The 25,079-nt window shown below is 61.7% G+C and carries 24 protein-coding genes and 1 other RNA gene; 9 read left to right on the forward strand and 16 right to left on the reverse strand.

The window, feature by feature from the left end; translation table 11 throughout:
• Positions 1–3 precede the first annotated feature (3 nt).
• Both RWJ89_RS13150 and ffs read right to left on the reverse strand, forming a co-directional pair.
• The gene (locus RWJ89_RS13150; RefSeq protein WP_131665377.1) at positions 4–1,881 is read right to left on the reverse strand and encodes a DNA polymerase III subunit gamma/tau; all 1,878 of its coding nucleotides are present in this window, start codon (positions 1,879–1,881) and stop codon (positions 4–6) included.
• A gap of 45 nt (positions 1,882–1,926) precedes the next feature.
• Positions 1,927–2,023, reverse strand: an RNA gene (gene ffs, locus RWJ89_RS13155) — signal recognition particle sRNA small type.
• An 89-nt stretch (positions 2,024–2,112) separates the two neighbouring features.
• On the opposite strand from ffs, the gene RWJ89_RS13160 reads away from it, so the two are divergent.
• The 5 genes from RWJ89_RS13160 (at position 2,113) to RWJ89_RS13180 (ending at position 5,016) form a co-directional block, all read left to right on the forward strand.
• Complete coding sequence (locus RWJ89_RS13160; RefSeq protein ID WP_131640071.1) at positions 2,113–2,523, forward strand: HIT domain-containing protein; 411 nt, start codon at positions 2,113–2,115, stop codon at positions 2,521–2,523.
• Positions 2,520–3,479 carry an NAD(+) diphosphatase gene (gene nudC, locus RWJ89_RS13165; protein ID WP_131665376.1) on the forward strand — a complete coding sequence of 320 codons (960 nt, stop codon included), beginning with the start codon at positions 2,520–2,522 and terminating at the stop codon, positions 3,477–3,479. Before RWJ89_RS13160 ends, nudC begins: the two co-directional genes overlap by 4 nt.
• Positions 3,480–3,483: 4 nt before the next feature.
• Complete coding sequence (locus tag RWJ89_RS13170) at positions 3,484–4,179, forward strand: helix-turn-helix transcriptional regulator (protein ID WP_011649958.1); 696 nt, start codon at positions 3,484–3,486, stop codon at positions 4,177–4,179.
• Between the two features lie 71 nt (positions 4,180–4,250).
• A complete protein-coding gene (locus RWJ89_RS13175; RefSeq protein ID WP_131665375.1) occupies positions 4,251–4,511 on the forward strand; it encodes a hypothetical protein in 261 nt (86 codons plus the stop codon).
• Between the two features lie 136 nt (positions 4,512–4,647).
• Positions 4,648–5,016 (forward strand): VOC family protein, encoded by a 369-nt coding sequence (locus RWJ89_RS13180; RefSeq protein WP_003555800.1) that lies wholly within the window; start codon positions 4,648–4,650, stop codon positions 5,014–5,016.
• Positions 5,017–5,268: 252 nt separating this feature from the next.
• Here RWJ89_RS13180 and RWJ89_RS13185 read toward each other — a convergent pair whose 3' ends face one another.
• On the reverse strand, positions 5,269–6,123 hold the full coding sequence (locus RWJ89_RS13185; RefSeq protein WP_168338041.1) for a prephenate dehydratase: 855 nt from the start codon (positions 6,121–6,123) through the stop codon (positions 5,269–5,271).
• A 10-nt stretch (positions 6,124–6,133) separates the two neighbouring features.
• Entirely contained in the window at positions 6,134–6,889 is a 756-nt protein-coding gene (locus tag RWJ89_RS13190; protein ID WP_316031017.1) for a 3-deoxy-manno-octulosonate cytidylyltransferase, read from the reverse strand.
• A 154-nt stretch (positions 6,890–7,043) separates the two neighbouring features.
• Here RWJ89_RS13190 and RWJ89_RS13195 point away from each other — a divergent pair, with 154 nt between their 5' ends.
• Positions 7,044–7,607, forward strand: coding sequence for a c-type cytochrome (locus tag RWJ89_RS13195; protein WP_131665456.1), 564 nt, complete (start codon positions 7,044–7,046; stop codon positions 7,605–7,607).
• 72 nt (positions 7,608–7,679) lie between these two features.
• Here the strand turns inward: RWJ89_RS13195 and RWJ89_RS13200 are convergent, their stop codons facing one another.
• Positions 7,680–8,627: an AEC family transporter gene (locus tag RWJ89_RS13200; RefSeq protein ID WP_131665373.1), complete on the reverse strand. Its 948-nt coding sequence runs from the start codon at positions 8,625–8,627 to the stop codon at positions 7,680–7,682.
• Between the two features lie 490 nt (positions 8,628–9,117).
• On the opposite strand from RWJ89_RS13200, the gene RWJ89_RS13205 reads away from it, so the two are divergent.
• Complete coding sequence (locus tag RWJ89_RS13205) at positions 9,118–10,110, forward strand: adenosine kinase (protein ID WP_020052350.1); 993 nt, start codon at positions 9,118–9,120, stop codon at positions 10,108–10,110.
• Here RWJ89_RS13205 and RWJ89_RS13210 read toward each other — a convergent pair.
• Positions 10,103–10,642: an SH3 domain-containing protein gene (locus RWJ89_RS13210; RefSeq protein WP_011649962.1), complete on the reverse strand. Its 540-nt coding sequence runs from the start codon at positions 10,640–10,642 to the stop codon at positions 10,103–10,105. The genes RWJ89_RS13205 and RWJ89_RS13210 overlap by 8 nt on opposite strands.
• Before the next feature lie 185 nt (positions 10,643–10,827).
• On the opposite strand from RWJ89_RS13210, the gene RWJ89_RS13215 reads away from it, so the two are divergent.
• Positions 10,828–11,829, forward strand: coding sequence for a 2-hydroxyacid dehydrogenase (locus RWJ89_RS13215; RefSeq protein WP_011649963.1), 1,002 nt, complete (start codon positions 10,828–10,830; stop codon positions 11,827–11,829).
• Between the two features lie 33 nt (positions 11,830–11,862).
• On the opposite strand, the gene RWJ89_RS13220 is transcribed toward RWJ89_RS13215, so the two are convergent.
• From RWJ89_RS13220 to recF, 3 genes are read right to left on the reverse strand one after another with little or no spacing between them, the layout of a single operon-like run.
• The gene (locus RWJ89_RS13220) at positions 11,863–12,336 is read right to left on the reverse strand and encodes a GNAT family N-acetyltransferase (RefSeq protein ID WP_222062269.1); all 474 of its coding nucleotides are present in this window, start codon (positions 12,334–12,336) and stop codon (positions 11,863–11,865) included.
• A complete protein-coding gene (locus RWJ89_RS13225) occupies positions 12,333–13,157 on the reverse strand; it encodes a molybdopterin-synthase adenylyltransferase MoeB (protein ID WP_316031018.1) in 825 nt (274 codons plus the stop codon). Before RWJ89_RS13225 ends, RWJ89_RS13220 begins: the two co-directional genes overlap by 4 nt.
• The gene (recF, locus tag RWJ89_RS13230) at positions 13,154–14,278 is read right to left on the reverse strand and encodes a DNA replication/repair protein RecF (protein WP_020052354.1); all 1,125 of its coding nucleotides are present in this window, start codon (positions 14,276–14,278) and stop codon (positions 13,154–13,156) included. The genes RWJ89_RS13225 and recF overlap by 4 nt, the downstream gene beginning before the upstream one ends.
• A 449-nt stretch (positions 14,279–14,727) precedes the next feature.
• Here recF and RWJ89_RS13235 point away from each other — a divergent pair, with 449 nt between their 5' ends.
• On the forward strand, positions 14,728–15,093 hold the full coding sequence (locus RWJ89_RS13235) for a helix-turn-helix domain-containing protein (RefSeq protein WP_017962753.1): 366 nt from the start codon (positions 14,728–14,730) through the stop codon (positions 15,091–15,093).
• Between the two features lie 159 nt (positions 15,094–15,252).
• Here the strand turns inward: RWJ89_RS13235 and RWJ89_RS13240 are convergent, their stop codons facing one another.
• The 7 genes from RWJ89_RS13240 to RWJ89_RS13270 form a co-directional block, all read right to left on the reverse strand.
• A complete protein-coding gene (locus RWJ89_RS13240) occupies positions 15,253–15,453 on the reverse strand; it encodes a hypothetical protein (RefSeq protein WP_003544370.1) in 201 nt (66 codons plus the stop codon).
• Positions 15,454–15,765: 312 nt separating this feature from the next.
• A complete protein-coding gene (gene dnaJ, locus RWJ89_RS13245; protein ID WP_017962754.1) occupies positions 15,766–16,893 on the reverse strand; it encodes a molecular chaperone DnaJ in 1,128 nt (375 codons plus the stop codon).
• A gap of 85 nt (positions 16,894–16,978) precedes the next feature.
• A complete protein-coding gene (gene dnaK, locus RWJ89_RS13250) occupies positions 16,979–18,895 on the reverse strand; it encodes a molecular chaperone DnaK (protein WP_027669117.1) in 1,917 nt (638 codons plus the stop codon).
• Positions 18,896–19,279: 384 nt separating this feature from the next.
• Positions 19,280–21,616: a transglycosylase domain-containing protein gene (locus RWJ89_RS13255; RefSeq protein ID WP_316031019.1), complete on the reverse strand. Its 2,337-nt coding sequence runs from the start codon at positions 21,614–21,616 to the stop codon at positions 19,280–19,282.
• 198 nt (positions 21,617–21,814) lie between these two features.
• Positions 21,815–22,036 carry a hypothetical protein gene (locus RWJ89_RS13260; RefSeq protein WP_316031020.1) on the reverse strand — a complete coding sequence of 74 codons (222 nt, stop codon included), beginning with the start codon at positions 22,034–22,036 and terminating at the stop codon, positions 21,815–21,817.
• 539 nt (positions 22,037–22,575) lie between these two features.
• Positions 22,576–23,217: an SH3 domain-containing protein gene (locus tag RWJ89_RS13265; protein WP_316031021.1), complete on the reverse strand. Its 642-nt coding sequence runs from the start codon at positions 23,215–23,217 to the stop codon at positions 22,576–22,578.
• Positions 23,218–23,615: 398 nt separating this feature from the next.
• Positions 23,616–25,004, reverse strand: coding sequence for a dipeptidase (locus RWJ89_RS13270; protein ID WP_221944905.1), 1,389 nt, complete (start codon positions 25,002–25,004; stop codon positions 23,616–23,618).
• Positions 25,005–25,079 lie beyond the last annotated feature (75 nt).

Genomic DNA, 25,079 nt, shown 5'->3' on the forward strand with positions numbered 1-25,079 from the left:
ACCTCAGAATTCTATGTCGTCGCCCGGCAGGATGTCACCTTCCTCGGATTCGGCGGCGGCCGGTGGCGTCGCCTCGCCTTCCTCCTCCGGTTCGGGCGCCCGCACGCGCACGTCGATGATCTTAGCACCGGGAAAATGTGCAAGGATTGCCGCCACGTCAGGGTCCTGGCGCGCGTCGATCACATGCTGTTCCCGCGTCCTGGCCTCCGCTTCGACAAGCGTCGGCTGGCCCTCGTCGCGGCTGAGGCTGACGATCCAATGGATGCCGGTCCATTCCTTCAGCTTGACGGCAAGCTCGTTGAGCAGTGTGGTCGGCGCACCGGGAGCCAGGCTGACGTCGAGCCGGCCGGCTTCGATCCGGACCGGGCGCAGGAAGGTGCGCACCATCGCCTTCAGCTTCGGATCGCGTTTCTCGGTGGCGAGGTTGACGATATCATTGACCGAATTGACCGGGACGAGCGGCTTTAATGCTTCCGCCGGTTTTGGCTCGATCCGCCCGACAGGCATGGTCTCCGGCTGGCTGCTCGGCACGGCGCGCAGCATCGCCACCGGCGCGGAAGACGGCGGCTGGCTCGGTGCGGTTTCCGCTGCACGCGCCGCGACACTGCTTTGGTAGGGAACCCGTGTACCGTTGCCGCCGCCATTGCCGGACGGCGAGGAGGAGGGCCGTGTCCCGGCATTGTCGCCGGAAAATTCGGCAAGCCGCCGCGCCGCGTCCTCGGGCGCCGGCAGATGCGCGGCATGCGCAAGCCGGATCAGCACCATCTCGGCCGCCCCTGCCGTCCGCGACGAGCCTTCCGTTTCCGGAATGCCTTTGAGCAGCATCTGCCAGATGCGCGACAGCGTCGTCACCGCAACGCTCTTCCCAAATTCCGCCGCCTTGGTGCGCTCGACCTCGCTGAGCGAAGGATCGTTTGCCGCATCCGGCACATATTTCAGCCGCGTCACCAGATGGGTGAAATCGGCAAGATCGGTCAGCACCACCACCGGATTGGCGCCGGCTTCGTATTGGTTCTGGAACTCGCCGAGGGCGGCGGCCACATCGCCTTTGACGATATACTGGAAGAGATCGACGATCCGGGCGCGATCGGCAAGGCCGAGCATGCCGCGCACGGCTTCCGCCTGCACGACGCCCGCGCCATGAGCGATCGCCTGGTCGAGCAGCGACAGGCCGTCGCGCGCCGAGCCTTCGGCCGCACGCGCGATCATCGCCAGCGCGTCGGCTTCCGCCTCGATGCCTTCCTTGGCCGCGATCGTCGTGAACAGCCCGACGAGATCGGAAGCGCTGATGCGGCGCAGATCGAAGCGCTGGCAGCGCGACAGCACGGTGATCGGCACCTTGCGGATCTCGGTGGTGGCGAAGATGAACTTCACATGCTCCGGCGGCTCTTCCAATGTCTTCAACAGGCCGTTGAAAGCCTGTGTCGACAGCATGTGCACTTCGTCGATGATATAGACCTTGTAGCGCGCCGAAACCGGCCGGTAACGCACCTGCTCGATGATCTCGCGGATATCGTCGATACCGGTATGAGAAGCGGCATCCATCTCGATCACGTCGACATGCCGGCCTTCCATGATCGCCTGGCAGTGCTCGCCCGGCGTGCGAAGGTCGATCGTCGGCTTGTCGATTTCCGATGTTTTGTAGTTCAGCGCCCGCGCCAGGATGCGCGCCGTCGTCGTCTTGCCGACGCCGCGCACGCCGGTCAGCATGTAGGCTTGCGCGATGCGGCCGGTCTCGAAGGCGTTGGTGAGGGTGCGGACCATCGGCTCCTGGCCGACCATCAGGTCCGTGAAATCCTTGGGGCGGTATTTGCGAGCCAGCACTCGGTATCCGGTGCCCGTCGAGGCGGCATCTTTTGATTGTCGCTCGGTGTCGCTCATCGCCCTGCTTGTCGCCCGGATCGTCGGGCACTTCGTGGAGAGAAGGTGGGAGGCTGGCACGATGACCCGTGCCGGGCTCGTTAGGGCTGCTTCCTTCCGGACCTGACCCGGTTGGCGAGTGGCTCGTCCACCACCAACCTCCCGGATGCACATATCGGCAATATCGTCATCAAAAGCAAGCCAACATGCGAAAAAACTGCTAGTCGTAGGAAAAGACAGGAGGAATGCCCTTTGAACGGTTTCGTGCTCGACCCCAGGCTGGAAAATGACAGCGTCAGCATCATGGTCACCGGCCTCTGCGATCTGAGATTGTCGAAGGACGCCCGCTGGCCCTGGCTTATTCTCGTGCCGCGCCGGGCTGATATCACCGAAATCTTTGAGCTGACGCCGCTCGACCAGGTGCTGCTTGCCTTCGAGACGGAACTGGTCGCCAAGGCGCTGAAGAAGATCACCGGCGCGACAAAAATCAATATCGGGGCTCTTGGCAATATCGTCCGCCAGCTTCATGTTCATGTCATTGCCCGCTTCGAAGGCGATGCCAACTGGCCGGGTCCCGTCTGGGGCTTCGGGCGCGCGGAGCCCTACGAGGACGGAAAGAGAGACGAATTTACAGCGAAGCTGCGGGAAGCCCTGTCATCATGAGTCATTCGCTTTTCGATTCGGATGTGCCGCATCCGGAACCCAGCAATCTCACGGCCTTTGCCGCCAACGATCTCAACCGCGATTCCGAGCATCGCGACGAACAATCCGTCGAAAAGGCGCTGGCCAAGGAAGGCACCCATATCTTCGCCTTCACCAGGGATAAGCTGGTGCTGAAGCATGACGGCCAGGTGCTCGACCCGCTCTTTGCCCGCTACGAGCTGCAGGAATTGCAGCCGGATTGGGACGAGACCGTGCTTCTCGGTTACCGCAAGACCGGCGAGCCGCGCCTTGCCGTTCCCGTCGGCATCGACGTCGACGACCTCACCAGCCACTATAAGCCTGCCGACGGTCGCACGCTGTTTCGCGAAATGCTGATCGACGAGGTGTTGCTCGGCGAATTCGCCCAGGCCGCAAGCCTCATCCGCTGGAATGGCGACAATCGCTTCTGCGGCCGCTGCGGCTCGGCGATGGAGATCCACATTGGCGGCTACAAGCGTGTCTGCGCCGCCTGCGAACACGTGATCTTCCCGCGCACCGACCCCGTCGTCATCATGCTGACGGTCGACGAGCAGCGCGATCTCTGCCTGCTCGGCCGAAGCCCGCATTTCGCGCCGGGCATGTACTCCTGTTTGGCCGGCTTCGTCGAACCCGGAGAGACCATCGAGAACGCCGTGCGCCGCGAAACGCTGGAGGAATCGGGCATCCGCACCGGCCGTATCCGTTACCACGCCTCACAGCCCTGGCCGATGCCGCATTCGCTGATGATCGGCTGTTACGCCGAGGCGAAATCCACCGAAATCAGCCGCGACGAGACCGAGCTGGAGGATTGCCGTTGGTTCACCCGCGAGGAAACGATCGAGATGCTGGAACGCCCGAGCGCGACAGGCAGGGCCTCGCCACCGAAAGGGGCGATCGCCCACCGCCTGATGCGTGATTGGGTGGAGTGGAAGCGGTAGCGCCATGCCGGTCGCCCGCTCGGAACGGCTGCTGACGCTGCTCCAGACGCTCCGGCGTTACCGGCGGCCGGTGACCGGCACGGTGCTGGCACAAGAGACCGGGGTGAGCCTGCGGACGCTCTATCGCGATATTGCCAGCCTGCAGGCCCAGGGCGCGATGATCGAAGGTGAAGCCGGCATCGGCTACGTGCTGAAGCCCGGCTTCATGCTGCCGCCGATGATGTTTTCCGAAGAAGAGCTGGAGGCATTGGTGCTCGGCTCGCGCTGGGTGGCCCGCGCCGCCGAGCCGCGCCTTGCCGGCGCCGGCGCCGATGCACTGGCCAAGATTGCCGCCGTGCTGCCGGCCGACATGCGCGAGATGATCGATTCGGCGGCACTTTTCGTCGGTCCCAAACGCAGGGACGAGGACAAGGCTGACGTTTCGGCCATCCGCAGGGCGATCCGCCTGGAGCGTATCCTCGAACTGCATTATGGCGACGAGCAGGGCCGTATCTCGCGCCGCCGCGTCTGGCCCTTCGGGCTCGGCTATTACGAGCATGTGCGCGTCCTCATGGCCTGGTGCGAACTGCGCCAGGATTTCCGCCATTTCCGTACCGATCGCATCATCGACATGGCCTTGCACGAGGTGCGTTATCCGCGCCGCCGCACAGTGCTCCTCAAGGAATGGCGCGAGACGCAGGACGTGCCGATGGAGAACTGAACGCTGCTGCCATAAACTGTCAGCAGATGGAGTTATTATCAGTGCCAATCCACCAGGAAGGAGTACTGATCATGGTAACGCCTCCAGCCATTCATTTCACCAACGACCGTTTTGCGGCCGAGTCCTTTGCCGATGTCATTTCGGCCGAGACTTTTGCCGATGTCCACCAGTCAGCGCGCTCCGGCCTGCTGCACCTGGTCATGAACATGTTCCGATTTCGCAGAGGAGACCGCACCGGCCTCGACCTTGAAGCGACACCGGATTACCGGAAGCGCGACCTCGGCTTCATCGACGGACGCGACCCGCGCCGCGAGGACCGTTTTCCGCTTTAGGCCGTGCCTATCCTTATTAACATTCCACCCGACGAGAACGGGGCGTTGCGATCGCTGCGTCCCGTGCACTCTGCTGCCATTCATTGTCAGCAGGTGATCTCTCGCCGCGCCATTCCACAACAACGGGAGAACCAAAATGACCAGCCCCAATCTTATCATTCTTTACGTCAAGGACCCGGGTGAAAGCGCCAGCTTCTACCGGAACCTCTTGAACCGCGAACCGGCCGTGGAAGCGCCGAATTTCGTCGCCTTTCCGCTTGAGGGCGGCTTCACGCTCGGCCTTTGGCGGCGCAGCAAGGTCGAGCCGCAGCCCTCCGCCATCGGCAATCGAGGCGAAGTGGCGTTCATGGTCGAAGGAGAAAATGCCGTCGCCAGGCATTATGAAGACTGGCGCCAGCGCGGTCTGCCGATCGCCCAGGAACTGACCGAACTGGATTTCGGCCCGACCTTCGTCGTGCTCGATCCCGATGGCCATCGGCTGCGTGTCTGTGAGCCGGATAAATGAATTTTGGCGCTCTGATTGTGGGGGCTTTGTCTCACAATCTCGTCGTGCCACATCCGCCCCCTCTGCCCTGCCGGGCATCTCCCCCACAGGTGGGGAGATTGGCTGGGCGCACCGGCTTCCCAAGCAATCAGCGTTGCAGCATGGCGAAACGGTAGATGAGCAGGAAGGCCAACCCACTTGTGATCTCCCTCCTTGTGGGGGAGATGCCCGGCAGGGCAGAGGGGGGTCTACTTGCACCCCTGGACCCGCTGTTTAAAGCAGGCCTCGCATCGCATGCCCCGTGTAGACGCCGAGGATGCGGACTTTCTCGGAAAAGAACCGCAGCTCCTCCAACGCCCGGCGCACGTTCGGATCGTTCGGATGGCCTTCGATATCGGCGTAAAACTGCGTCGCCACGAATTTTCCGCCGAGCTGATAGCTTTCCAGCTTGGTCATGTTGATGTTGTTGGTGGCAAAGCCGCCGAGCGCCTTGTAGAGCGCGGCTGGAATGTTGCGGACGTTGAAGACGAAGGTGGTGACGACCTTTTCTTCCGCCGAATTCCGTTGCGCCCATTCCTCGTCGCGGGACAGGACGACGAAGCGGGTCACGTTGTTTTCCGTATCCTCGACATTTTCGGCGATGATCTCAAGCCCGTAGAGATCGGCGGCAAGGCGTGGCGCCAAGGCGGCCATCGAGCGGTCGCCGGTTTCCTGCACGAGTTTCGCCGCCCCCGCCGTATCGCCGGCGATCACCGGCTTCCAGCCATTGGCGCGAACGATCTTGCGGCACTGGCCGAGCGCGTGGATATGGCTGTGCACCGTGCGGATCTCGTCCTTGGTAACACCGGGCAGCACCATCAGCTGGAAGCGGATCGGCATGAAATATTCGCCAATGATGTGCAGCCGCGACTCCGGCAGTAAATGGTGAATATCGGCGACGCGCCCTGCGATCGTGTTCTCGATCGGGATCATCCCGATATCGGCGTCGCCGTTGTCGACCGCCGTGAAAGCGTCCTCGAAGGTCTGGCAGGGCAGCGGCTCCATGGTCGGAAACATGTCGCGGCTGGCCATGTCGGAATTGGCGCCGAATTCGCCCTGAAAGGCGATCCTGTTGGTCTTGATGTTCATGATGGTTCCGTCAGTTCGACTTTGCGGAGAGGATGCACCGCGCTTTTTCGAGGTCGGCGGGAGTATCGACACCGAGCGGAACCGTGTCAACGATCTCGGCGTCGATGCGCATGCCGGCTTCCAGCGCCCGCAGCTGCTCCAGCGATTCGCGCTTTTCGAGCGTTGAGGGGCCGAGCGAGACGAACCGTTCGAGCGCAGCGCGCCGATAGGCATAAAGGCCGATATGATGGTAGAGCGGCCCCTGGCCGTAAGGCGCGGTTGCCCGCGTGAAATAGAGCGCGTGCAGCCGGTTGGCGGAAATCGGCGAGCCGACGATCTTGACGATGTGCGGCGCGGTTTTGTCTTCCTCATTGTCGATTTCGGTCGTCAGCGTACCGATATCGACCGCCTCGTTCTCGAGCGGGCGCAAAGCCGCGCGCACCGTTCCCGGATCGATCGTCGGCAGATCGCCCTGGACGTTGACGATGATTTTCGCCCTTCCCTCCGGATCGACTTTCGTCAGCGCCTCAAAGATCCGATCGGAACCCGATTGATGGTCTGCACGGGTCATGACGACTTCGAAGCCGGCGGCGGCCACGGCATCGAACACTCTTGTGTCGTCGACGGCGACGACGACGCGGCCGATGACTGCCTCCCTGGCGCGCATCGCCACCTGCACGATCATCGGCAGACCGCAAATATCGGCCAGCGGCTTGCCCGGAAGCCGGGTGGAGGCCATGCGCGCCGGGATCAATACGAGCACGCTGTCTAAATTTGAATCACTCATGGTTCGGGCCTTCTATTCCGGGCTGAAAAGTGTCAAAAAGTCTCACGCACAAGACCATTTAGACAGTTGCAACGATCAACCAAAAGACATAGGTTCCGCGCGATTTCAAGATGGTCCGGTTTATGGTCTGCCGGCTGCAAGGGGAGCATTGCAGATGAATTCATACGTCAATACGGCCGTTGGGGCGCTGCTCGGAACGATTTTCGTTCTGATGTCTGTCTCCATCGCGTCCGAAGGGATCTTCCATTCCGAAGCACCGGAAAAGGAAGGTTTCGCGATCGTTGCCGAAGAGGCGCCCGCTGCTGGCGGTGAGGCTGCGCCTGCCGTTGCCGTTCCGATCGCTCAATTGCTCGCTTCAGCAGATGCCAAGGCCGGTGAAACTGCCTTCAAGAAGTGTCAGGCCTGTCATGACGGGACCAAAGGGGGACCGAACAAGGTCGGTCCCAACCTCTTTGGTGTCGTAGATCGCCCGATCGCCTCGCATGCAGGCTTCGCCTATTCCGCTCCCATGAAGGATTTCTCCAAGGGTGGCAGCGAGAAGTGGACCTTCGAAAATCTCAACAAGTTCCTGCTGGCGCCAAAGAAGGACATTCCGGGCACCGCCATGGGCTTCGCCGGTCTGGCGAAGGATCAGGAGCGCGCCAACGTCATCCTCTACCTGCACACGCTTGCCGATTCGCCGGGACCGCTGCCGGATCCTAACGCCGCGACGCAGTAACGCGCGCCAGACAATCGCAAGACATCGAAGCCCGGCCCGCAAGCCGGGCTTTTCTTTGGTGCGGATATCAGCTCAGGCGCCGAGGAAATAGGCCCAGAGCGAGACCGTGATGGCGCCCAGCGCCGTCGTCACGGTGATCGTCGAGGCGGCGAGGCTGTGACCGACGCCGAAGCGATTGGCGATCAGCCAGGCGTTGACGCCGGTTGGGACAGAGGAGGTCAGCACGATCGCTGCCGTCCATTCGGGGCTGAGATCGAGCAGATGGCTCGCCGCCCAGACGCAGCCGGGCAGCAGCAGCAGCTTCAGGCTCGAGGTAACGCTGGCGATGCCGAGATTGCCGGAGACGCCGTATCTCTCCAGCGCCATGCCGAGCGATATCAGCGCCGCCGGACCGGCAATGCCGGCGATCTGCCCGACGACCGTTGCCAGCGTTGTCGGCATGGTGAGACCGGAAAGGTGCATGGCCATGCCGGCTGCAAGGCCGATCACCAGCGGGTTGCGCACGAGATTGACAGCGATCTGGCGGAGCACGAGCATCATGCTGCGATCGCTTTTGCCGGCGATCTTGCGCTCGGCATGCTCCATCAGCACCGTGCCGGCGACCATCATGACGGGCAGATGCACGGCAAGCAGGATCGACAGGGCCACCAGCCCTTCGTCGCCGACAGTCCGCTCGACCAGCGGCAGGCCGATGAAGATATTGTTGGCGAAGGCCGAGGAAACGCCGGCCAGCACGCCGATCCGTTCGTCGCGGCCGAAGAGGCGGGTGGCGGCGATATGGCCAGCCGTCCAGGTGATGGCGACGCCGGAAAAATAGACGATCCAGAGGCGGAAGGGCGAGGCGCCATGAAAATCTGCCTCGGCGATGGTGCGGAAGAGCAGAAGCGGTACGGCGATCTTGAAGACGAATTCGCTGAGCGCTTCGCCGACATTCGACGCCATCAATCCGCTGCGAACGATCACCCAACCGATGAGAATCAGGATGAAGACGGGAAGGACGTCGAAAATGATGGCTGACATAGGGGAGGCTGCTCTGCGCGGGGGAGTATACGACCTCTACAGCGCCGCGTCTTTTCGAGAGGCGCAAAGGACGCTGTAGTACTTTTGAATTAAGGATTATGCAGTAGCAGCAAACGGCTTGGAATGAAAAGGCAATAGCCGCCCGATCCGGCAGCCCGGGCATCCGAAAGCAAAAAAAGCGGGCACAGCCCGCTTTTCCGCTCCGGCCTTTGCCGGATATCCGGATCACGAAGCTGCCAGTTCATCCGTGGTCAGCATCGCGCCGGTAAGATCGAAGGGATCATCCCTCGTGCGCCCGGCTGCAACTGAAAGCTGCTTCATGCCGGTCTTCCTGCGAGTATTTCTAGATATTGAAAATGACAGGGACATGACGAACAGGCGGCACTTTTGCGAAGAAATAGAGAAGCCATCCACCATTTATCCTTCCAAACCGCGGAAATTTCGCTAATACCAAACCCCGGCTATCACAAACTCCGGGACCCCCCATTTCATGACAAGATTCGATGTTCTGACAGTCGGCAACGCAATCGTGGATATCATTGCCCGTTGCGACGACCAGTTCCTCATTGACAACCAGATCACCAAGGCGGCGATGAACCTCATCGATGCCGAACGCGCCGAACTCTTGTATTCGCGCATGGGACCGGCGCTCGAAGCTTCCGGCGGCAGCGCCGGCAACACGGCGGCGGGCGTGGCGAGCCTCGGCGGCAAGGCTGCCTATTTCGGCAACGTCGCCCAAGATCAGCTCGGTGACATCTTCGCGCACGACATCCGCGCCCAGGGCGTCCATTACCAGACCCGGCCGAAGGGCACCTTCCCGCCGACGGCGCGTTCGATGATCTTCGTCACCGAGGACGGCGAGCGTTCGATGAACACCTATCTCGGCGCTTGCGTCGAACTCGGCCCGGAAGACGTTGAGACTGACGTCGTGGCCGACGCCAAGGTTACCTATTTCGAAGGTTATCTCTGGGATCCGCCACGCGCCAAGGAAGCGATCCTCGATTGTGCCCGCATCGCCCATGAAAACGGCCGTGAAATGTCGATGACGCTGTCCGACAGCTTCTGCGTCGACCGTTATCGCGGCGAATTCCTCGATCTGATGCGCTCGGGCAAGGTCGATATCGTTTTCGCCAATCGCCAGGAAGCGCTGTCGCTCTACGAGACCGATGATTTCGAGGAGGCGCTGAACCGAATCGCCGCCGATTGCAAGATCGCCGCCGTGACGATGAGCGAGAATGGCGCCGTCATCCTGAAGGGCCGCGAGCGTTTTTACGTCGATGCGATCAGGATCAGGGAAGTGGTCGATACGACCGGTGCCGGCGATCTTTTCGCTTCCGGCTTCCTCTATGGCTACACGCAGGGACGCTCTCTCGAGGATTGCGGCAAGCTCGGCTGCCTGGCTGCCGGCATCGTCATCCAGCAGATCGGCCCGCGCCCGATGACCTCGCTTTCCGAGGCCGCCAAACGGGCGGGACTTATTTGAAGGCTTCGCCGGGATAGGCACCCCAGATCTCCGATTGCGCCACCCAGCCCGAGGCGCCGTCGGATTCGGCGCGGCACCAGTCGCCGTTGCATTCGCCGATCGTCAGCATCACGCCGGGTTCGAGCTTCGCGACGATCGAGGCGGAGGGCTGCGCCTCGCGGCGCAGATTGACATAGATGCCCTTGCCCTTGGTCTTCATCCACGGGGCGGCGATCGCCGCGCGCTGGCCTGACAGCAGCGACTGGTTGACCCAGCCTTCGGTGCCGTCGGCATCGCGGATGCGGCGCCAATTGTCGTATTCCTGGATGATCTCCACCGGCAGGCCGGATTTCAGGTACATCCACGACACGGCGTAATCCGTTCCCGGACCGATGCGCAGGTTGACGCGCTTGGATTTCAGCGTGACGAAACGCGGCAATGGCAGTCCGCTTGGCCCCTTGGCCGCCTGCGCATGGGCGAACTCGACGCTTCCCATGGATGCAGCCAGAGCGATGGCAAGGGCGAGGCAGGACTTCAGGACTTTGCTGCGCATGGAAGTTTCCGTTTGCTCGAATTCGCGGGCGGGCCCGGCCTGCTCGCGCTCCGGGCTCTGACATTCCCCGGCTGCACCACGAGTTTTGTTTGTCTTCGCGTGCGGGTCTGGTAGAAAATGCCCGGAATGGGAAAATTATCACCCCTCTTGGTTAAAGACCTCTGAACAAGGCACCACAGGCAGCCATGACAGCGAAGAAAAAACCGAAGGTCTACATCACCCGCAAGCTGCCGGATGCCGTCGAAACCCGCATGCGCGAACTCTTCGACGCCGAGCTGAACATCGACGACGCGCCGCGCTCCGTTCCCGAGCTGATCGCTGCGGTCAAGACCGCCGACGTGCTGGTGCCGACTGTCACCGATCGCATCGACGCGGCGCTGATCGAACAGGCGGGACCGCAGATGAAGCTGATTGCGAGCTTCTCCAACGGCACCGATCACATCGACGTCGAGGCGGCGGCGCGCAAGGGCATCACCGTCACCAACACGCCGAACGTCCTGACCGAGGACACTGCCGATATGACCATGGCGCTGATTCTCGCTGTTCCGAGAAGGCTCGGCGAAGGTGCGCGCGTGCTGACCGACAAGCCGGGCGAATGGGCAGGCTGGTCGCCCACCTGGATGCTCGGCCGGCGCATTCACGGCAAGCGGATCGGCATCGTCGGCATGGGCCGCATCGGCACGGCGGTGGCCCGCCGCGCCAAGGCTTTCGGCCTGTCGATCCACTATCACAATCGCAAGCGCGTCAATCCGGCCGTCGAGGACGAGCTGGAGGCGACCTATTGGGAAAGCCTCGACCAGATGCTTGCCCGCGTCGACATCGTTTCGGTCAATTGTCCGTCGACGCCGGCGACCTTCCACCTGATCTCGGCTCGTCGTCTGGCGCTGCTGCAGCCGACGGCCTATCTCGTCAACACTGCGCGCGGCGACGTGGTCGATGAAGCTGCGCTGATCAAGTGCCTGAGGGAGGGACGGATCGCCGGCGCCGGGCTCGACGTCTTCGAGAACGAGCCTGCAGTCAACCCGAGGCTCATCAAGCTCGCCAATGAGGGCAAGGTCGTGCTGCTGCCGCATATGAGTTCGGCGACGATCGAAGGCCGCATCGACATGGGCGACAAGGTCATCATCAATATCCGCACCTTCATCGACGGTCACAGGCCGCCGAATCGGGTACTGCCAGGGCGTTAGAGCGCATCTCAGGATCGAGACGCGCCAGGTGCATCAAGACGCAAGGACCTTGCGCATCTCGATGAACGTCGTCCTGGCAAAGCCGGGATGGGCCTTTTCGGCGGTTCTGGAAAATCCCCAGGCGGCAAAGACGGCGTGATTGTCGGTGAGTTCGATGCGCGTTTCCAGCCGCAAGGCGGGAAGGCCGAGCGCCGCAGCGGTCTCCTCGGCAATCGCCAGCAGCCGTTTGCCGAGGCCCTTGCCCTGCACCTCAGGCAGAACGGCGAGCTTGCCGACATAGAGACAATCGGCCTCCGGCCGCAGGAAGAGGCAACCAATCAGTTTTTCGCCGTCGATGGCGACATGGCCGATCTCGGTCCCGGCCTTTTCGGCCAGTGATGCGGTCGTCAGCTTGAGCGCCGAAGATGGCGGGTCGATCCTGCCATTCATGGAGGCGAAGGCGGAAAGGATCAGCGTCAGCAGTTCATCCCAGCGCGTGAAAGTCTGATCAAGCCCAACAATCCTCATCCCGCCTGCCTCTGTGTCGTACGGCGTCGTTTGTAGCGGATGGTGTCGAAGCGAGCCGAGAGCGCGTCATAGAGCAGCAGCCGTCCCACCAGCGGTTCGCCGATGCCGGTGACGAGTTTGATCGCCTCCATCGCCATCATCGTGCCGATGACGCCGGTCAGCGCGCCGATGATGCCGGCCTCGGCGCATGCGGGAATCAATCCGGCCGGCGGCGCTTCCGGAAACAGGTCACGATATCTAGGGTTGGGCGTTCCGTCTTCAGCCGTTTCATAGGGCTTGAGAACCGTCAACGAGCCGTCGAACCGCCCGACGGCCCCGGTGACGAGCGGAATGCGCGTTTCATCAGCCGCATCGGCGGCGGCATAACGGGTGTCGAAATTGTCGGAGCCATCGATCAGCAGATCGAAGCCCGAGAGCTGACGGCGGGCGGCCTCCGGGCAGAAGCGTTCCTCGAAGCGGATCAGTCGGACATGCGGATTGAGCCTGGCGATGGCGAAAGCAGCGCTCTCCGTCTTCAGCTCGCCGATCGTGCCGGAATCATGGATCACCTGGCGCTGCAGGTTCGACAACGACACCCGGTCGTCGTCGACGATCCCAAGCGTGCCGACACCGGCTGCGGCCAGATATTGCAGGACCGGCGCACCGAGGCCACCGGCGCCGATCACCAGCACGCGGGCGGCTTTCAGTTTCTGCTGGCCGGCGCCGCCGATCTCGGGCAGCAGGATATGGCGGTGATAGCGAGCGATTTCTTCCGGGCTGAGCGGTTCCATGGCGCCGATGTTATCATGACGCCCGACGCCGGGAAAAGCCGCCTCCGTCATTCGAACACCCTTCCGTCGGCCACCGTGAAAAATTGCGCCCTGTCGCCGAGTGCTGAAAACATCGCGCGATCCGTTCCGGTCATGAAGGCCTGGCCGCCGAGCCCGTCGATAAGGTCGAAGAGCGCGGCGCGGCGGCCCTCGTCGAGATGGGCCGCGATCTCGTCGAGCAGCAGGATCGGCGCATGACCGGTGAGATTGCCGACGAGCCGGGCATGCGCAAGCACCAGGCCGACAAGCAGCGCTTTCTGCTCGCCGGTGGAGCAACGCTCCGCCTCCATCGCCTTTTCGCGGTGATGCACGATGAGATCGGCCCGGTGCGGCCCCTCAAGCGTGCGCCCCGCGCCGGCATCGCGGTAGCGGCTCTCCGCCAGCATCGCCGCGTAGTCGTCCTCGATGTCGACCGAGGGGCGCGAGAACTGACCGTCCATGAAGCCCGAGAGCTGCAGCGATGCCGAAGGGAAGGGCGACGTTTCGCGGGTTTCCTCGATCAGCCGGGTCAGCAGGCCGAGCATCTCCTGCCGGGCGAGCGCCATGGCGATGCCGAGGCTTGCCATCTGCTCCTCGATGCCGGCAAGCCAGGAGGGATCGAAGCGGCCTTCATCCAGCAATTTGTTGCGGCTGCGCATGGCGCGCTCGAAATCGCTGGCGCGGCGGCCATGGGCGGGATCGAGCGATAGCACCAGCCGGTCGAGAAAGCGGCGCCGGTCGGAAGAGGCGCCGGTAAAGAGGCCGTCCATCGCCGGCGTCAGCCAGAGAAGACGCAGATGATCGGTCAGTTCGTCGGCAGTCTTTGCCGTCGTGCCATTGATGCGCAGCTTGCGGGCGGTGGTCTCCTCGCCCGTTTCGATGCCGGTGCCGATCTCGACGTCGCCCTCCATGCCGTCGAGCGCGGCGAAGATCGAAAAGCCGCCGGCCGCGCCGACGCGGGTAATGTCGCCATAAGCAGCGCGGCGCAGACCGCGGCCGGGCGAAAGCAACGAGACTGCCTCCATGAGATTGGTCTTACCGGCGCCGTTGTCTCCCGTCAGCACGGCATGCCGACCATCAAGGGTAAGGGCCGCCGCCACATAGTTGCGGAAGTCTGTCAGCTTCAGACGGGAAAGAGAAACCTTGTGCGGCATCGAATGTCCGGAATCGTAAAGCGTGACAGCTAAGCCGAAGCGGCGCTGATGGCAAGGCTGGCAGCTTTTTGGCCGCGGGATCGTGTACCGCCGCCGCTGCCGAACGTCAGGACGCGGCGGCTGGCGCCACGCAGGACATATATTCCAGATGATCCTGTGACCGAAGCCCTTGTGTCCGACATCCTCCCGATGGAACAGCAGCCATGGCACTTTCGAAATTCGGTTAAAAATACAACCATCGGAGATGGCCTGGCATAGCCAAACCGATCCCGTCGACAGTCATTGCCAATGTTCCAGCGCCGGATATTCAAGGTTTGCCGCCATCCTCTAAGGCTACTGACGTAACGTAAAGCCCAAAAAAAGTTGGTTGAATTTTGCAACTGCAGGGTTGAGTTATCCGGTGCAAACGATATGGTAAACGGACCGTTTATGTATAAGAGAGTGATGAAGTGCCAGATCCGGTTGATATTATCGTCGGTCGCAACGTCAGACAGTTTCGCGCCCTTCGCCGTGTTTCTCAGCTCGAGCTTGGCGAAGCACTCGGACTGACTTTCCAGCAAATCCAGAAATACGAAAAGGGGGCGAACCGCGTTTCCGCCAGCAAGCTGCATCAGATCGCGGTTTTTCTCGACGTCGAGATCTCTGCTCTCTTCGAGGGTGCCGGCATGTCGCCATTCGGCAGCCGTGTCGAACTCAGCCCCGACGCCTATGCGCTTGCGCTGAGCTACGACAAGCTGAACTCACCGGCAGGCAAGGAAGCGGTCAAGACCATCGTCACCCTCATGACGGGGGAAGCGGCCGAAACCACCGCCTGATTCCACTGCAGCAATCACGGTTCCCACGGAAAGCACGACCTATTCAAGGTCTGGATGGCTTCCGGACGCCTGCGGGTGTGCAGCAATATTGGGAGGATGACCTGCATCAGAACAAAGACCGGAAGCAGACCGCCTGATTGAGGTTTGATGCCGCGCGCTTCAGTGAATCTCGCATTCGTGCAGCGCCATCAGCAGATCGTCCTGCGTCTGGTGGCCGGCATGATAGAGGTCGATCGCGATGCTGGCAATGGAAAGGCCTTGCTGGCTGCGAAGCTTGATGTTGCGCTCGGCGCACCATGTGTAGATGGCGCCGGCGAGAACGTCGACATCTTCGGACTGAGAGGAAAAGGCTGGCGCCATGGCTGATACCCTTGGTTTGTTTGTTCCCGCTAGCGCTAAGGACGCTCTATCACTTTGATTTGGTGCATGCCCCCGAAATCGATTCCGGCTCCCAGGGTCATGCACTGACGGCAGAGACTGAATTCATTTGGAAAACTTGCAAGCGGCATCATCTGGCTGCGTTAACGCAAGTCATCGTCCCGCCCGCCGCCGTATCGATCCGGGACAGATTCGCCGGCATGGACGGCGAATGTCGCAAATCGAGATTCCGGGAACAAAAAAACCGGAGATGTTTCCGTCCCCGGCTTTCGTAATGGGCATGTCGATCGCGGCTCAGCCTTCGAAGAATTCCTTCATGCGGGCAAAGAAGCCCGTCGATTCGGGATTGTTCTCCTTGGAGGAAAGCTGCTCGAATTCCTGAAGCAGTTCGCGCTGGCGCTTGGTGAGCTTTTGCGGCGTCTCGATCTGGATCTGGATGTAGAGGTCGCCCGTCTGCACCGAACGCAGCACCGGCATGCCCTTGCCCTTGAGACGGAACTGTTTGCCGACCTGGGTGCCCTCGGGCACGGTGACGCGCGACTTGGTGCCGTCGAGCGTCGCCACGTCGAAGGTGCCGCCGAGTGCCGCCGTCGTCATCGAGATCGGAACGGCGCAATAGAGATCGGCTCCGTCGCGCTGGTAGAATTCATGCGGTTTGACGGACAGGAAGATATAGAGGTCGCCTGCCGGTCCGCCGCGGGCGCCGGCCTCGCCTTCGCCCTGCAGCCGGATGCGGGTGCCGTCCTCGATGCCGGCCGGGATATTGACCGAGAGCGAACGCTCTTCCGTCACACGGCCCTGGCCGTGGCACTTCGGACACGGATCGGGAATGATCTGGCCGCGGCCGTGGCAGGTCGGGCAGGTCCGTTCGATCGAAAAGAAGCCCTGTGCCGCGCGCACGCGCCCCGTTCCCTGGCAGGTGCCACAGTTCTTCGGCTGCGTGCCGGGTTTGGCGCCTGAACCCGAACAGACGTCGCAGGTGATCGACGTCGGAACGCGGATCTGCGCCGTCTTGCCGGAAAAAGCCTCTTCCAGCGTTATTTCCATGTTGTAGCGAAGATCGGCGCCACGTTCGCGGCCGCCCGACGAGCGCTGGCGCGCGCGCCCTCCACCCATCATCTCGCCGAAGATATCCTCGAAAATGTCGGAGAAACCGCCGCCAGCAAATCCGCCGCCACCGCCGCCCATGCCGCCATGCTCGAAGGCCGCATGACCATAACGATCATAGGCCGCCCGCTTCTGCGGGTCCTTGAGCATCTCATAGGCTTCGTTGATTTCCTTGAACTTCCGTTCGGCGTCCTTGTCATCCGGGTTCTTGTCCGGATGGTATTTCATCGCCAGTTTGCGAAAGGCGCTCTTCAGCTCTTTCTCGTCCGCCGACTTGGCTACACCCAGAGTTTCGTAAAAGTCCGCTTTTGCCATTAAGGATTAAACCCCGGAAATGGATTTCCGGCTGCCATGGTGAGCAGCCGGATCAGATGTTGAAGCATAACCACGCCGTCGCGGATTACGCGGACTTCTTGCGGTCGTCGTCCTTGATTTCCTCGTAGTCGGCATCAACGACATTGTCGCCGCTTTCCGCGGAGGCATCGCCGGCAGCGCCGCCTTCGGCCTGCTGTGCTTCATAGATCGCCTGGCCGAGCTTCATCGACACTTCCATCAGCGTCTGGGTCTTGGCCTTGATGTCGTCGGCATCGGGCTCGGACGCTTCCGACGCCGTTTTCAGTGCGGCGATCGCATCCGAGATCGCGGTGCGGTCGGCCTCGGAAACCTTGTCGCCGTAATCCTTCAGCGACTTTTCCGAGGAATGGATCAGGCTTTCGGCCTGGTTCCGGGCTTCGACGGCCTCGCGGCGCTTCTTGTCTTCGGTGGCATGGGCTTCGGCATCCTTCACCATCTTCTCGATGTCGGCGTCGGAGAGACCGCCGGACGCCTGGATGCGGATCTGCTGTTCCTTGCCGGTGCCCTTGTCCTTGGCCGAAACCTGGACGATGCCGTTGGCGTCGATGTCGAAGGTGACTTCGATCTGCGGCATGCCGCGCGGCGACGGCGGCAGACCGACGAGATCGAACTGGCCGAGCAGCTTGTTGTCGGCAGCCATTTCACGCTCGCCCTGCGAGACGCGGATGGTCACGGCCTGCTGGTTGTCTTCGGCGGTCGAAAACGTCTGGCTCTTCTTCGTCGGGATCGTCGTGTTGCGTTCGATCAGGCGGGTGAAGACACCACCGAGCGTCTCGATGCCGAGCGACAGCGGCGTCACGTCGAGGAGCAGGACGTCCTTGACGTCGCCCTGCAGAACGCCGGCCTGGATGGCGGCGCCAAGCGCTACCACTTCATCCGGGTTGACGCCCTTGTGGGGCTCCTTGCCGAACAGCTGCTTGACGACTTCCTGTACCTTCGGCATGCGGCTCATGCCGCCGACGAGAACCACTTCGTCGATTTCGGCAGCAGTGACGCCGGCATCCTTGAGCGCTGCCTTGCACGGCGCGATCGTGCGCTGGACGAGATCGTCGACCAGGCTTTCGAGCTTGGCGCGGGTCAGCTTCAGCGTCAGATGCTTCGGGCCGGAGGCGTCGGCCGTGATGAACGGCAGGTTGATTTCGGTCTGCTGCGAGGACGAAAGCTCGATCTTTGCCTTTTCCGCAGCTTCCTTGAGGCGCTGCAGGGCAAGCTTGTCGTTCTTCAGGTCAATGCCGTTGTCTCTCTTGAACTCGGCAACGAGATATTCGACGAGACGCATGTCGAAGTCTTCACCGCCGAGGAAGGTATCGCCGTTGGTGGACTTCACTTCGAAGACGCCATCACCGATCTCGAGGATCGAAATATCGAAGGTGCCGCCGCCAAGGTCGTAGACGGCAATCGTCTTGCCTTCTTTCTTGTCGAGACCGTAGGCGAGGGCCGCAGCAGTCGGCTCGTTGATGATGCGCAGGACTTCAAGACCGGCTATGCGGCCGGCATCCTTGGTAGCCTGGCGCTGCGCGTCGTTGAAGTAGGCGGGAACGGTGATGACGGCCTTCTCGACCTTCTCGCCGAGATAGGATTCGGCAGTTTCCTTCATCTTCTGAAGGATCATCGCGGAAATCTGTGCGGGCGAGTAGCCCTTGCCATTGGCTTCGACCCAGGCGTCGCCATTGTCGCCCTTGACGATGGTGAAGGGAACGAGGTGCTTGTCCTTCTCGACGGTCGGATCTTCGTAGCGGCGGCCGATCAGGCGCTTGACAGCAAAAAGCGTATTCGTCGGGTTGGTGACTGCCTGGCGCTTGGCCGGCTGGCCGACGAGGCGTTCGCCATCATCGGAAAATGCCACCATGGAAGGGGTCGTACGCGCACCTTCCGCGTTCTCGATGACTTTCGCGTCCTTGCCGTCCATAACTGCGACGCAGGAATTCGTCGTTCCGAGGTCGATACCAATTACTTTTGCCATGTCATTCTCTCCTTGAAGCAAGCTGTGGGAACCCCGAGAAGGCATTTCCCTGACAGCCCCTTACGGGATGGGTCTACTTAAGATTACGCAATCGTGATTGCGGTGATGCGGCGTATATAAGGAGCGGTTTTCTGGACTGCAAGGCGAGAAATGGCCCGGAATCCAGCAAAACGAATGTGTTGCATTCAATTTTGACAGTAGCCGGGAAAGAGGTCGCCCTATGTCCGGAAACCGGCCGATTTCTGAAGCATGTCGCGCAAAACCGTGTAGCGTTTTTGCGACACCGACATGCGTAAAACAAGGAGCTCAAGCGCGAGGCGCGAATCCGAAAGATCATGGCGCGCTTTAGAGCATCGGGCGTGCGCCGGGCATGTAGCAAAGATCTCACTGGCCCATGATCAGATCGAGCAGCGTCGTGCGCCGCGGCTGGACGGAAGAGGTCGTCTGCGCGCCCCCGACATCCCCAGGCGGAACCATGCCCTCATAGTTCGAACCCCCGCCTTCGGCAATGTCTGCAGGAGGAACCGGGCCATTGCCGGAGCTCGCCGCCTGCTGCCGGGCAGGCGCTTGCGGATAGCGGTTTGCATTGTCGTCACCGCCGAAGACGCCGGAAATGATGCCGCCGATCGTCGACGGCGGCGCCTCGGCCGTCATCGGTTGTCCGCTGCCCAGCTGCCCATCGGCCGGTGCCTGCGCCATCGGCTGACCATTGTTCGGATCGGCGATCAACTGGCCGTTGCCGAAGAGCGGTGCCGGCGAAAGACCCTTGTGGGCGGCGATCATGAATTCCTTCCAGGCCTTGGCCGGCAAGCCGCCGCCGGTCACTTTCTTCATCGGCTTGCCGTCGTCATTGCCGAACCAGACCCCGGTGGTGAGATTGCTGGTGAAGCCGACGAAGAGCGCGTCGCGCGAATTCTGGGTGGTGCCGGTCTTTCCCGCCGCCTGCCAGCCGGGGATCTTGGCGCTCTTGCCGGTGCCGTTGTCGATGACACCCATCATCATCGCATCCATCTGGGCGACGATCTGCTCGGACAGCACGCGCGGCGGGCTGTCATAGGTATTTTCGTAGAGAACCTTGCCCTCGGCGGTCGTCACCCGGCGAATGACGTGCGGCGTCGCCTTGTAGCCGCCGTTCATGAAGGCGGCATAGGAGGCGGTGAGTTCCATCAGCGACACCTCGGACGTGCCGAGGGCGATCGAGGCGTTCGGCTGCAGCTCGCTTTCGATGCCGAGCCGGTGGGCAAGCTTGATCACCTGATCCGGCCCGTCATACATCACCAGCTGGGCGGCCACCGTGTTCAGCGACTTGGCAAGCGCGGTCGCCAGCGTCACTTCGCCATTGTATTTTTTCTCGTAATTTTCGGGCGTCCAGTCGCCGATCCGGATCGGCGCGTCGTTAAACACCGAATAGGGTGTCAGCCCCTTCTCGAGTGCTGCGGCATAGACGAAGGGCTTGAACGAGGAACCCGGCTGGCGTTTGGCCTTGACGGCGCGGTTGAACTGGCTCGTCGCATAGTCCCTGCCGCCGACCAGCGCCCGGATCGCACCGGTGCCGTCGATCGAGACCAGGGCCGCCTGCGAGGCGTCGAGCTTGCCGCCCTCCTTGTCGAGTACGTCGACCAGCGATTGCTCGGCCTTCTTTTCCAGCGACTTGTCGATGGTCGTATCGACGATGACGTCTTCCTTGACGTCGCCGATCAGACCCGGCAGCGCGTCCATCACCATGTCGGCGACATAGTGCCCGGCGCCCGACCAGTAGCTCTTGGCCGAAGCCGGGGTCTGCGACATCGCCGTCTTGACCTCGGAATCGGTGATGAAACCCTGTTCGCGCATCGCCGCGAGCACGAGTTGGGCGCGTGCATTCGCAGCTTCCGCATCGCGGGCCGGCGAAAGCCGCGACGGCGCCTTGAGCAGGCCGGCGAGCACCGCGGCCTCGCCGAGGTTTACGTCACGCGCCGATTTGTTGAAGTAGCGGCGCGAGGCTGCCTCGACGCCATAGGCGTTCGATCCGAAGAACACCCGGTTGAGATACATCGCAAGGATCTGGTCCTTGGTGTAGTTCTGCTCCAGCCACAGCGACAGCAGCACCTCCTGCACCTTGCGTTCCAGCGTTCTTTCAGGCGAGAGGAAGAGGTTCTTGGCAAGCTGCTGCGTCAGCGTCGAGCCACCCTGGACCATGTGGCCAGCCGTGAGATTGGTCACGATCGCCCGGCCGAGGCCGAGCGGGTCGACGCCGAAATGCGAATAGAAACGCCGATCCTCGATGGCGATGACGGCTTCCGGAATATAGGGCGACATGTTTTCGAGCGACAGCGCCTCGCCGCCGGTGGCGCCGCGATTGGCAATGACGCTGCCGTCGACAGCGGTGATCTTGACGTTCGGCGGCCGCTCCGGGATCGCCCATGTGCTGGCGCTCGGCATGCGCGAGCCATAATAGACCACAAGCCCGGCAACGCCGATGCCGGCCCAGATGAAAAGCACGACGCACCAGTAGATCATGCGGCGCATGAAGCCGAACAATCCGCCGCCTTCACGCTCCCGCGGCTCGCGCCGCCGCCGGGGGGCGGGACGCTGCGGCGGGGGTTTCGAGTTGCCGCGGCGCGGAGATCGGCCTCCGGCGATGCGATCGTCGGCATCGAGCGAGAATTCATCATCGTCGCGTGCCGGGCGGCCGCTGAAGGAGGGTTCTATTCTGTCGCCTGATCTGCCTCTGCCTGCCATCGCGGACCGGTCACACCCCATGTTCGATCGCGAAGCCAACTTCGCATAACGGCGCTCTTCTCCAGCGCCGCGCGTCTTTTCAGGCGCGCAAAGGACGCTGGAGCACTTTGAGTGCCGCCGTGATCATCCGACTGAACTGTAAATGCGGCGATTTAACGGGGTGTTAATAATGGAAAGCAAAGGAGATCGCGCCGCTTGTCAAAACTGGCGGGCTTCGTAATCGTCGAGCGTTTCCGGGTCCTGCTTATATTCCCACTCGCCCAGGTGAAAGCGGCGCCAGATCTGGCCGGAAGGGTTGAGGTTAGCCCCATCGGTGAGGCGCACAGGTAGGATAGGGTTGTGTTTATGCCAAACGGTAATATCTGTGGCGGCCGCCCGAGGGGCGAAAAGCCCGAAGAAAGCCAGGTAGTCTTGCGTCATCAGGGTCCAGCCTCGAACGGATCAAGATTGATCCGCAACTTCACAAAAATGCAATAAACAATCCCGCAAAACAAGAGCATCATGATGGCCTCACATCAAATTGTCGGTGACCGCATTCGAGGATCGATGCTTCCCCCGGGGTTCCTGTCTTGCGCTCACCGGCCAAGCCGCACGCCTCATGAAAAAAAGACCTGAAGTGCGTCACGTGAATCACTGATGATATGACGCATTTTTCAGTGCCGGGCGTCTTTTCGAGAAACATAAAAAATGCTGCAACACATTGAATTGCCACATTTTGTTTCCTCAAATCGGCTCTGCTTCAAGGAATTATGCAACAGGTGGAACCAATAGGCTTCGCGATTGTTTATGAAGAAGCGGGACAGCCCCTCACGTCCCGCGAATGATCGGCCGTCTCCCCTCAACGCGTGCCGATCGACATCAGGCCCGGTGCATCCCTCCCAAGGGAGCGCCGGGCTTTTTCTTGGATGTTTGCCCTTGGCTTGGCAAACTTGGAGGGCGGCGCGGCCGCCCCTTTCTATTCATTCGTCGCAGGTGGGATCGCCGGGGCGGCAATCAAAATCCCTGCGGTCCGGCCTGCGATCATCGCCTCTCCGGTCGTCCCTCTGCCGTTCACCTCTTTGCCGATCGTCCCTTTGATTGTCGTCGCGCCAGTCACGATCTCGGTCGCGCCCATCGCGGTTGCCATCCCGCTCGCGCCAGTTGCGGTCGCGATCCCGGTTATCCCGATCCCGATTGTCGCGGTCGCGGTAGTAATAATCCGGGCCGCGGCTCCAGCGGTCACGGTCGCGATAGAAATCACGGTTGCGATAATAGCGGTCCCAGTAATTGTCGACGCTGAAGCGGATAACCGGAATGCCGAGCGGACGGTAATATTGCGGGCCGACATAGATGCGGCGCTGCTGGTAGAGGGCCTGCACGTACTGGCCGGAAACCCAGCCGCGGCCGCCGTAGAATTCGACATCGCACCAGTTGACGTCGGAAAGGCATCCGCGGATCTCGACGGAAGAACCGGCGGGTATGACGGCAACGGCAGGATATCGGGTGCTCGGACCGGCACGCATGTTGACATTCGCCGTCGAGTAGCCCTCGGCAGCCTGCGCTATGGCGGGAGCCAGTATAAGCAGGCCGGCGGCTGCGATTTTAACAAAGAGATTTTTCACGCTTCTCAGTCCTTGTTGGCACGTTTTTCAGGCAGCGCTTGGCCGCGTTTCCTTGGCATATGCCACTGAAACAAAAGATAGAGCGATCGCCCCCAGGTGTTTAGGGCGGTATCATTCATCTTATCTTTCAATGGCTTATAGTCGCTCGCGATGAACGTAGCTTGAACGGCGACATGTCGGTCATCGCTCCTGGAGCCGCGAGTGGTGCTTCCGGCAAGGGCCGATACAGTTAACGGCCCGTTAACCTTTCGGCGGCAGTCTCACTGCAATACCCGCTTGCTCCTTGACCACGGATGAACTGGCACTGAGATGAGCGGATGACGAAAGGCCGGGTCGAACCGGCCTTTTTGTTGTGCGCCTTTGCTGGCACGCCGGCATGCAAGGCGTGCCACTTCAGTTCAGGCAGCGAGCGCCTGAAGAATCCGCACCCAGGAGCGGATGCCCTTGTGGTAGGAGACGAGCTCGTATTTCTCGTTCGGCGAGTGGATGCGATCGTCGCTGAGGCCGAAGCCGACGAGCAGCGATTCCATGCCGAGCATCTTCTGGAAGTCTCCGACGATGGGGATCGACCCGCCCATGCCGATGACGATGGCGGGTTTCGGCCACTCGTCGGAAAGCGCGTTCTTCGCCTTGGTGAGAACAGGCGAATCATAGGAGAGATGGATCGCCGGCGAGCCGCCATGCGGATGGAACTCGACCGAGCAATCGGCGGGAATCTTCGCGCTGATATAGCTGCGGAAAGCCTCGCGAATGGCGGCCGGATCCTGCGTGCCGACGAGGCGGAACGAAACCTTCGCCGAAGCCTTGGCGGCGATCACCGTCTTGAAGCCTTCGCCGGTATATCCGCCCCAGATGCCGTTGATTTCGGCGGTCGGCCGCGCCCAGGTGAGTTCCAGCACCGAGCGGCCTTTTTCGCCCGATGGAATGGAAAGGCCGACTTCGCCGAGGAAGCTCTCCGCGGTCTTGCCGAGCGTCTCCCATGACGCCTTGATGTTTTCAGGCGTTTCCTCGACGCCGTCATAGAAACCGTCAAGCGTAATGCGGCCCGTCTCGTCATGCAGACCGGCAAGAGCCTCGACGAGAATATGGATCGGATTGGCTGCCGCGCCGCCGAAGAGACCGGAATGCAGGTCGCGGTCGGCGGCCGTCACGATCACTTCCTCGCCGACGAGGCCGCGCAGCGCTGCAGCGATTGCCGGCGTGTCGCGGTCCCACATGCCGGTATCGCAGACCAGCGCATAATCGGCCTTGAGCTCGGCGGCATTGGCTTCGAGGAAGGGCTTCAGGGACGGCGAGCCGGATTCCTCTTCTCCCTCGAAGAGGATGGTGATGCGGCAGGGAAGCGCGCCGTTGATCTCCTTATAGGCGCGGCAAGCCTCGACGAAGGTCATCAACTGGCCCTTGTCGTCGGAGGTGCCGCGGCCAGTCAGGATCTTGCGGCCCTCGCCGACATCCTTGATCGATGGCTCGAACGGGTCGTTTTCCCAGAGCTCGATCGGGTCGACCGGCTGAACGTCGTAATGGCCGTAGAAGAGAACATGCGGCGCATCGGCGGAAGCGCCGGCATGGTGGGCGACCACCATCGGATGGCCGGGCGTGTCGCGGACCGAGCCAGTAAAGCCGAGCGTCCCGAGATAGGCGACGAGCCATTCGGCGGCCTTCCGGCATTCGGCTTTATAGGCGGGATCGGTGGAAATCGACTGGATGCGCAGAAGCTCGAACAGCTTGTCGAGGCTCGATGAAAGGTTCTGGTCCGCGCGCGCAAGCACCTGGCTTACATCGGTCATTTTCGACTCCTTTTTGAGATTCGGCCGGACGATAGACCAAACCAGAAAGGCAGGCGAGGCGGAAAAACAAAAAAT

This window comes from Rhizobium sp. 10PS4 (genome assembly GCF_032464805.1).
In the GTDB taxonomy this organism is placed as follows: Bacteria; Pseudomonadota; Alphaproteobacteria; order Rhizobiales; family Rhizobiaceae; genus Rhizobium; species Rhizobium laguerreae.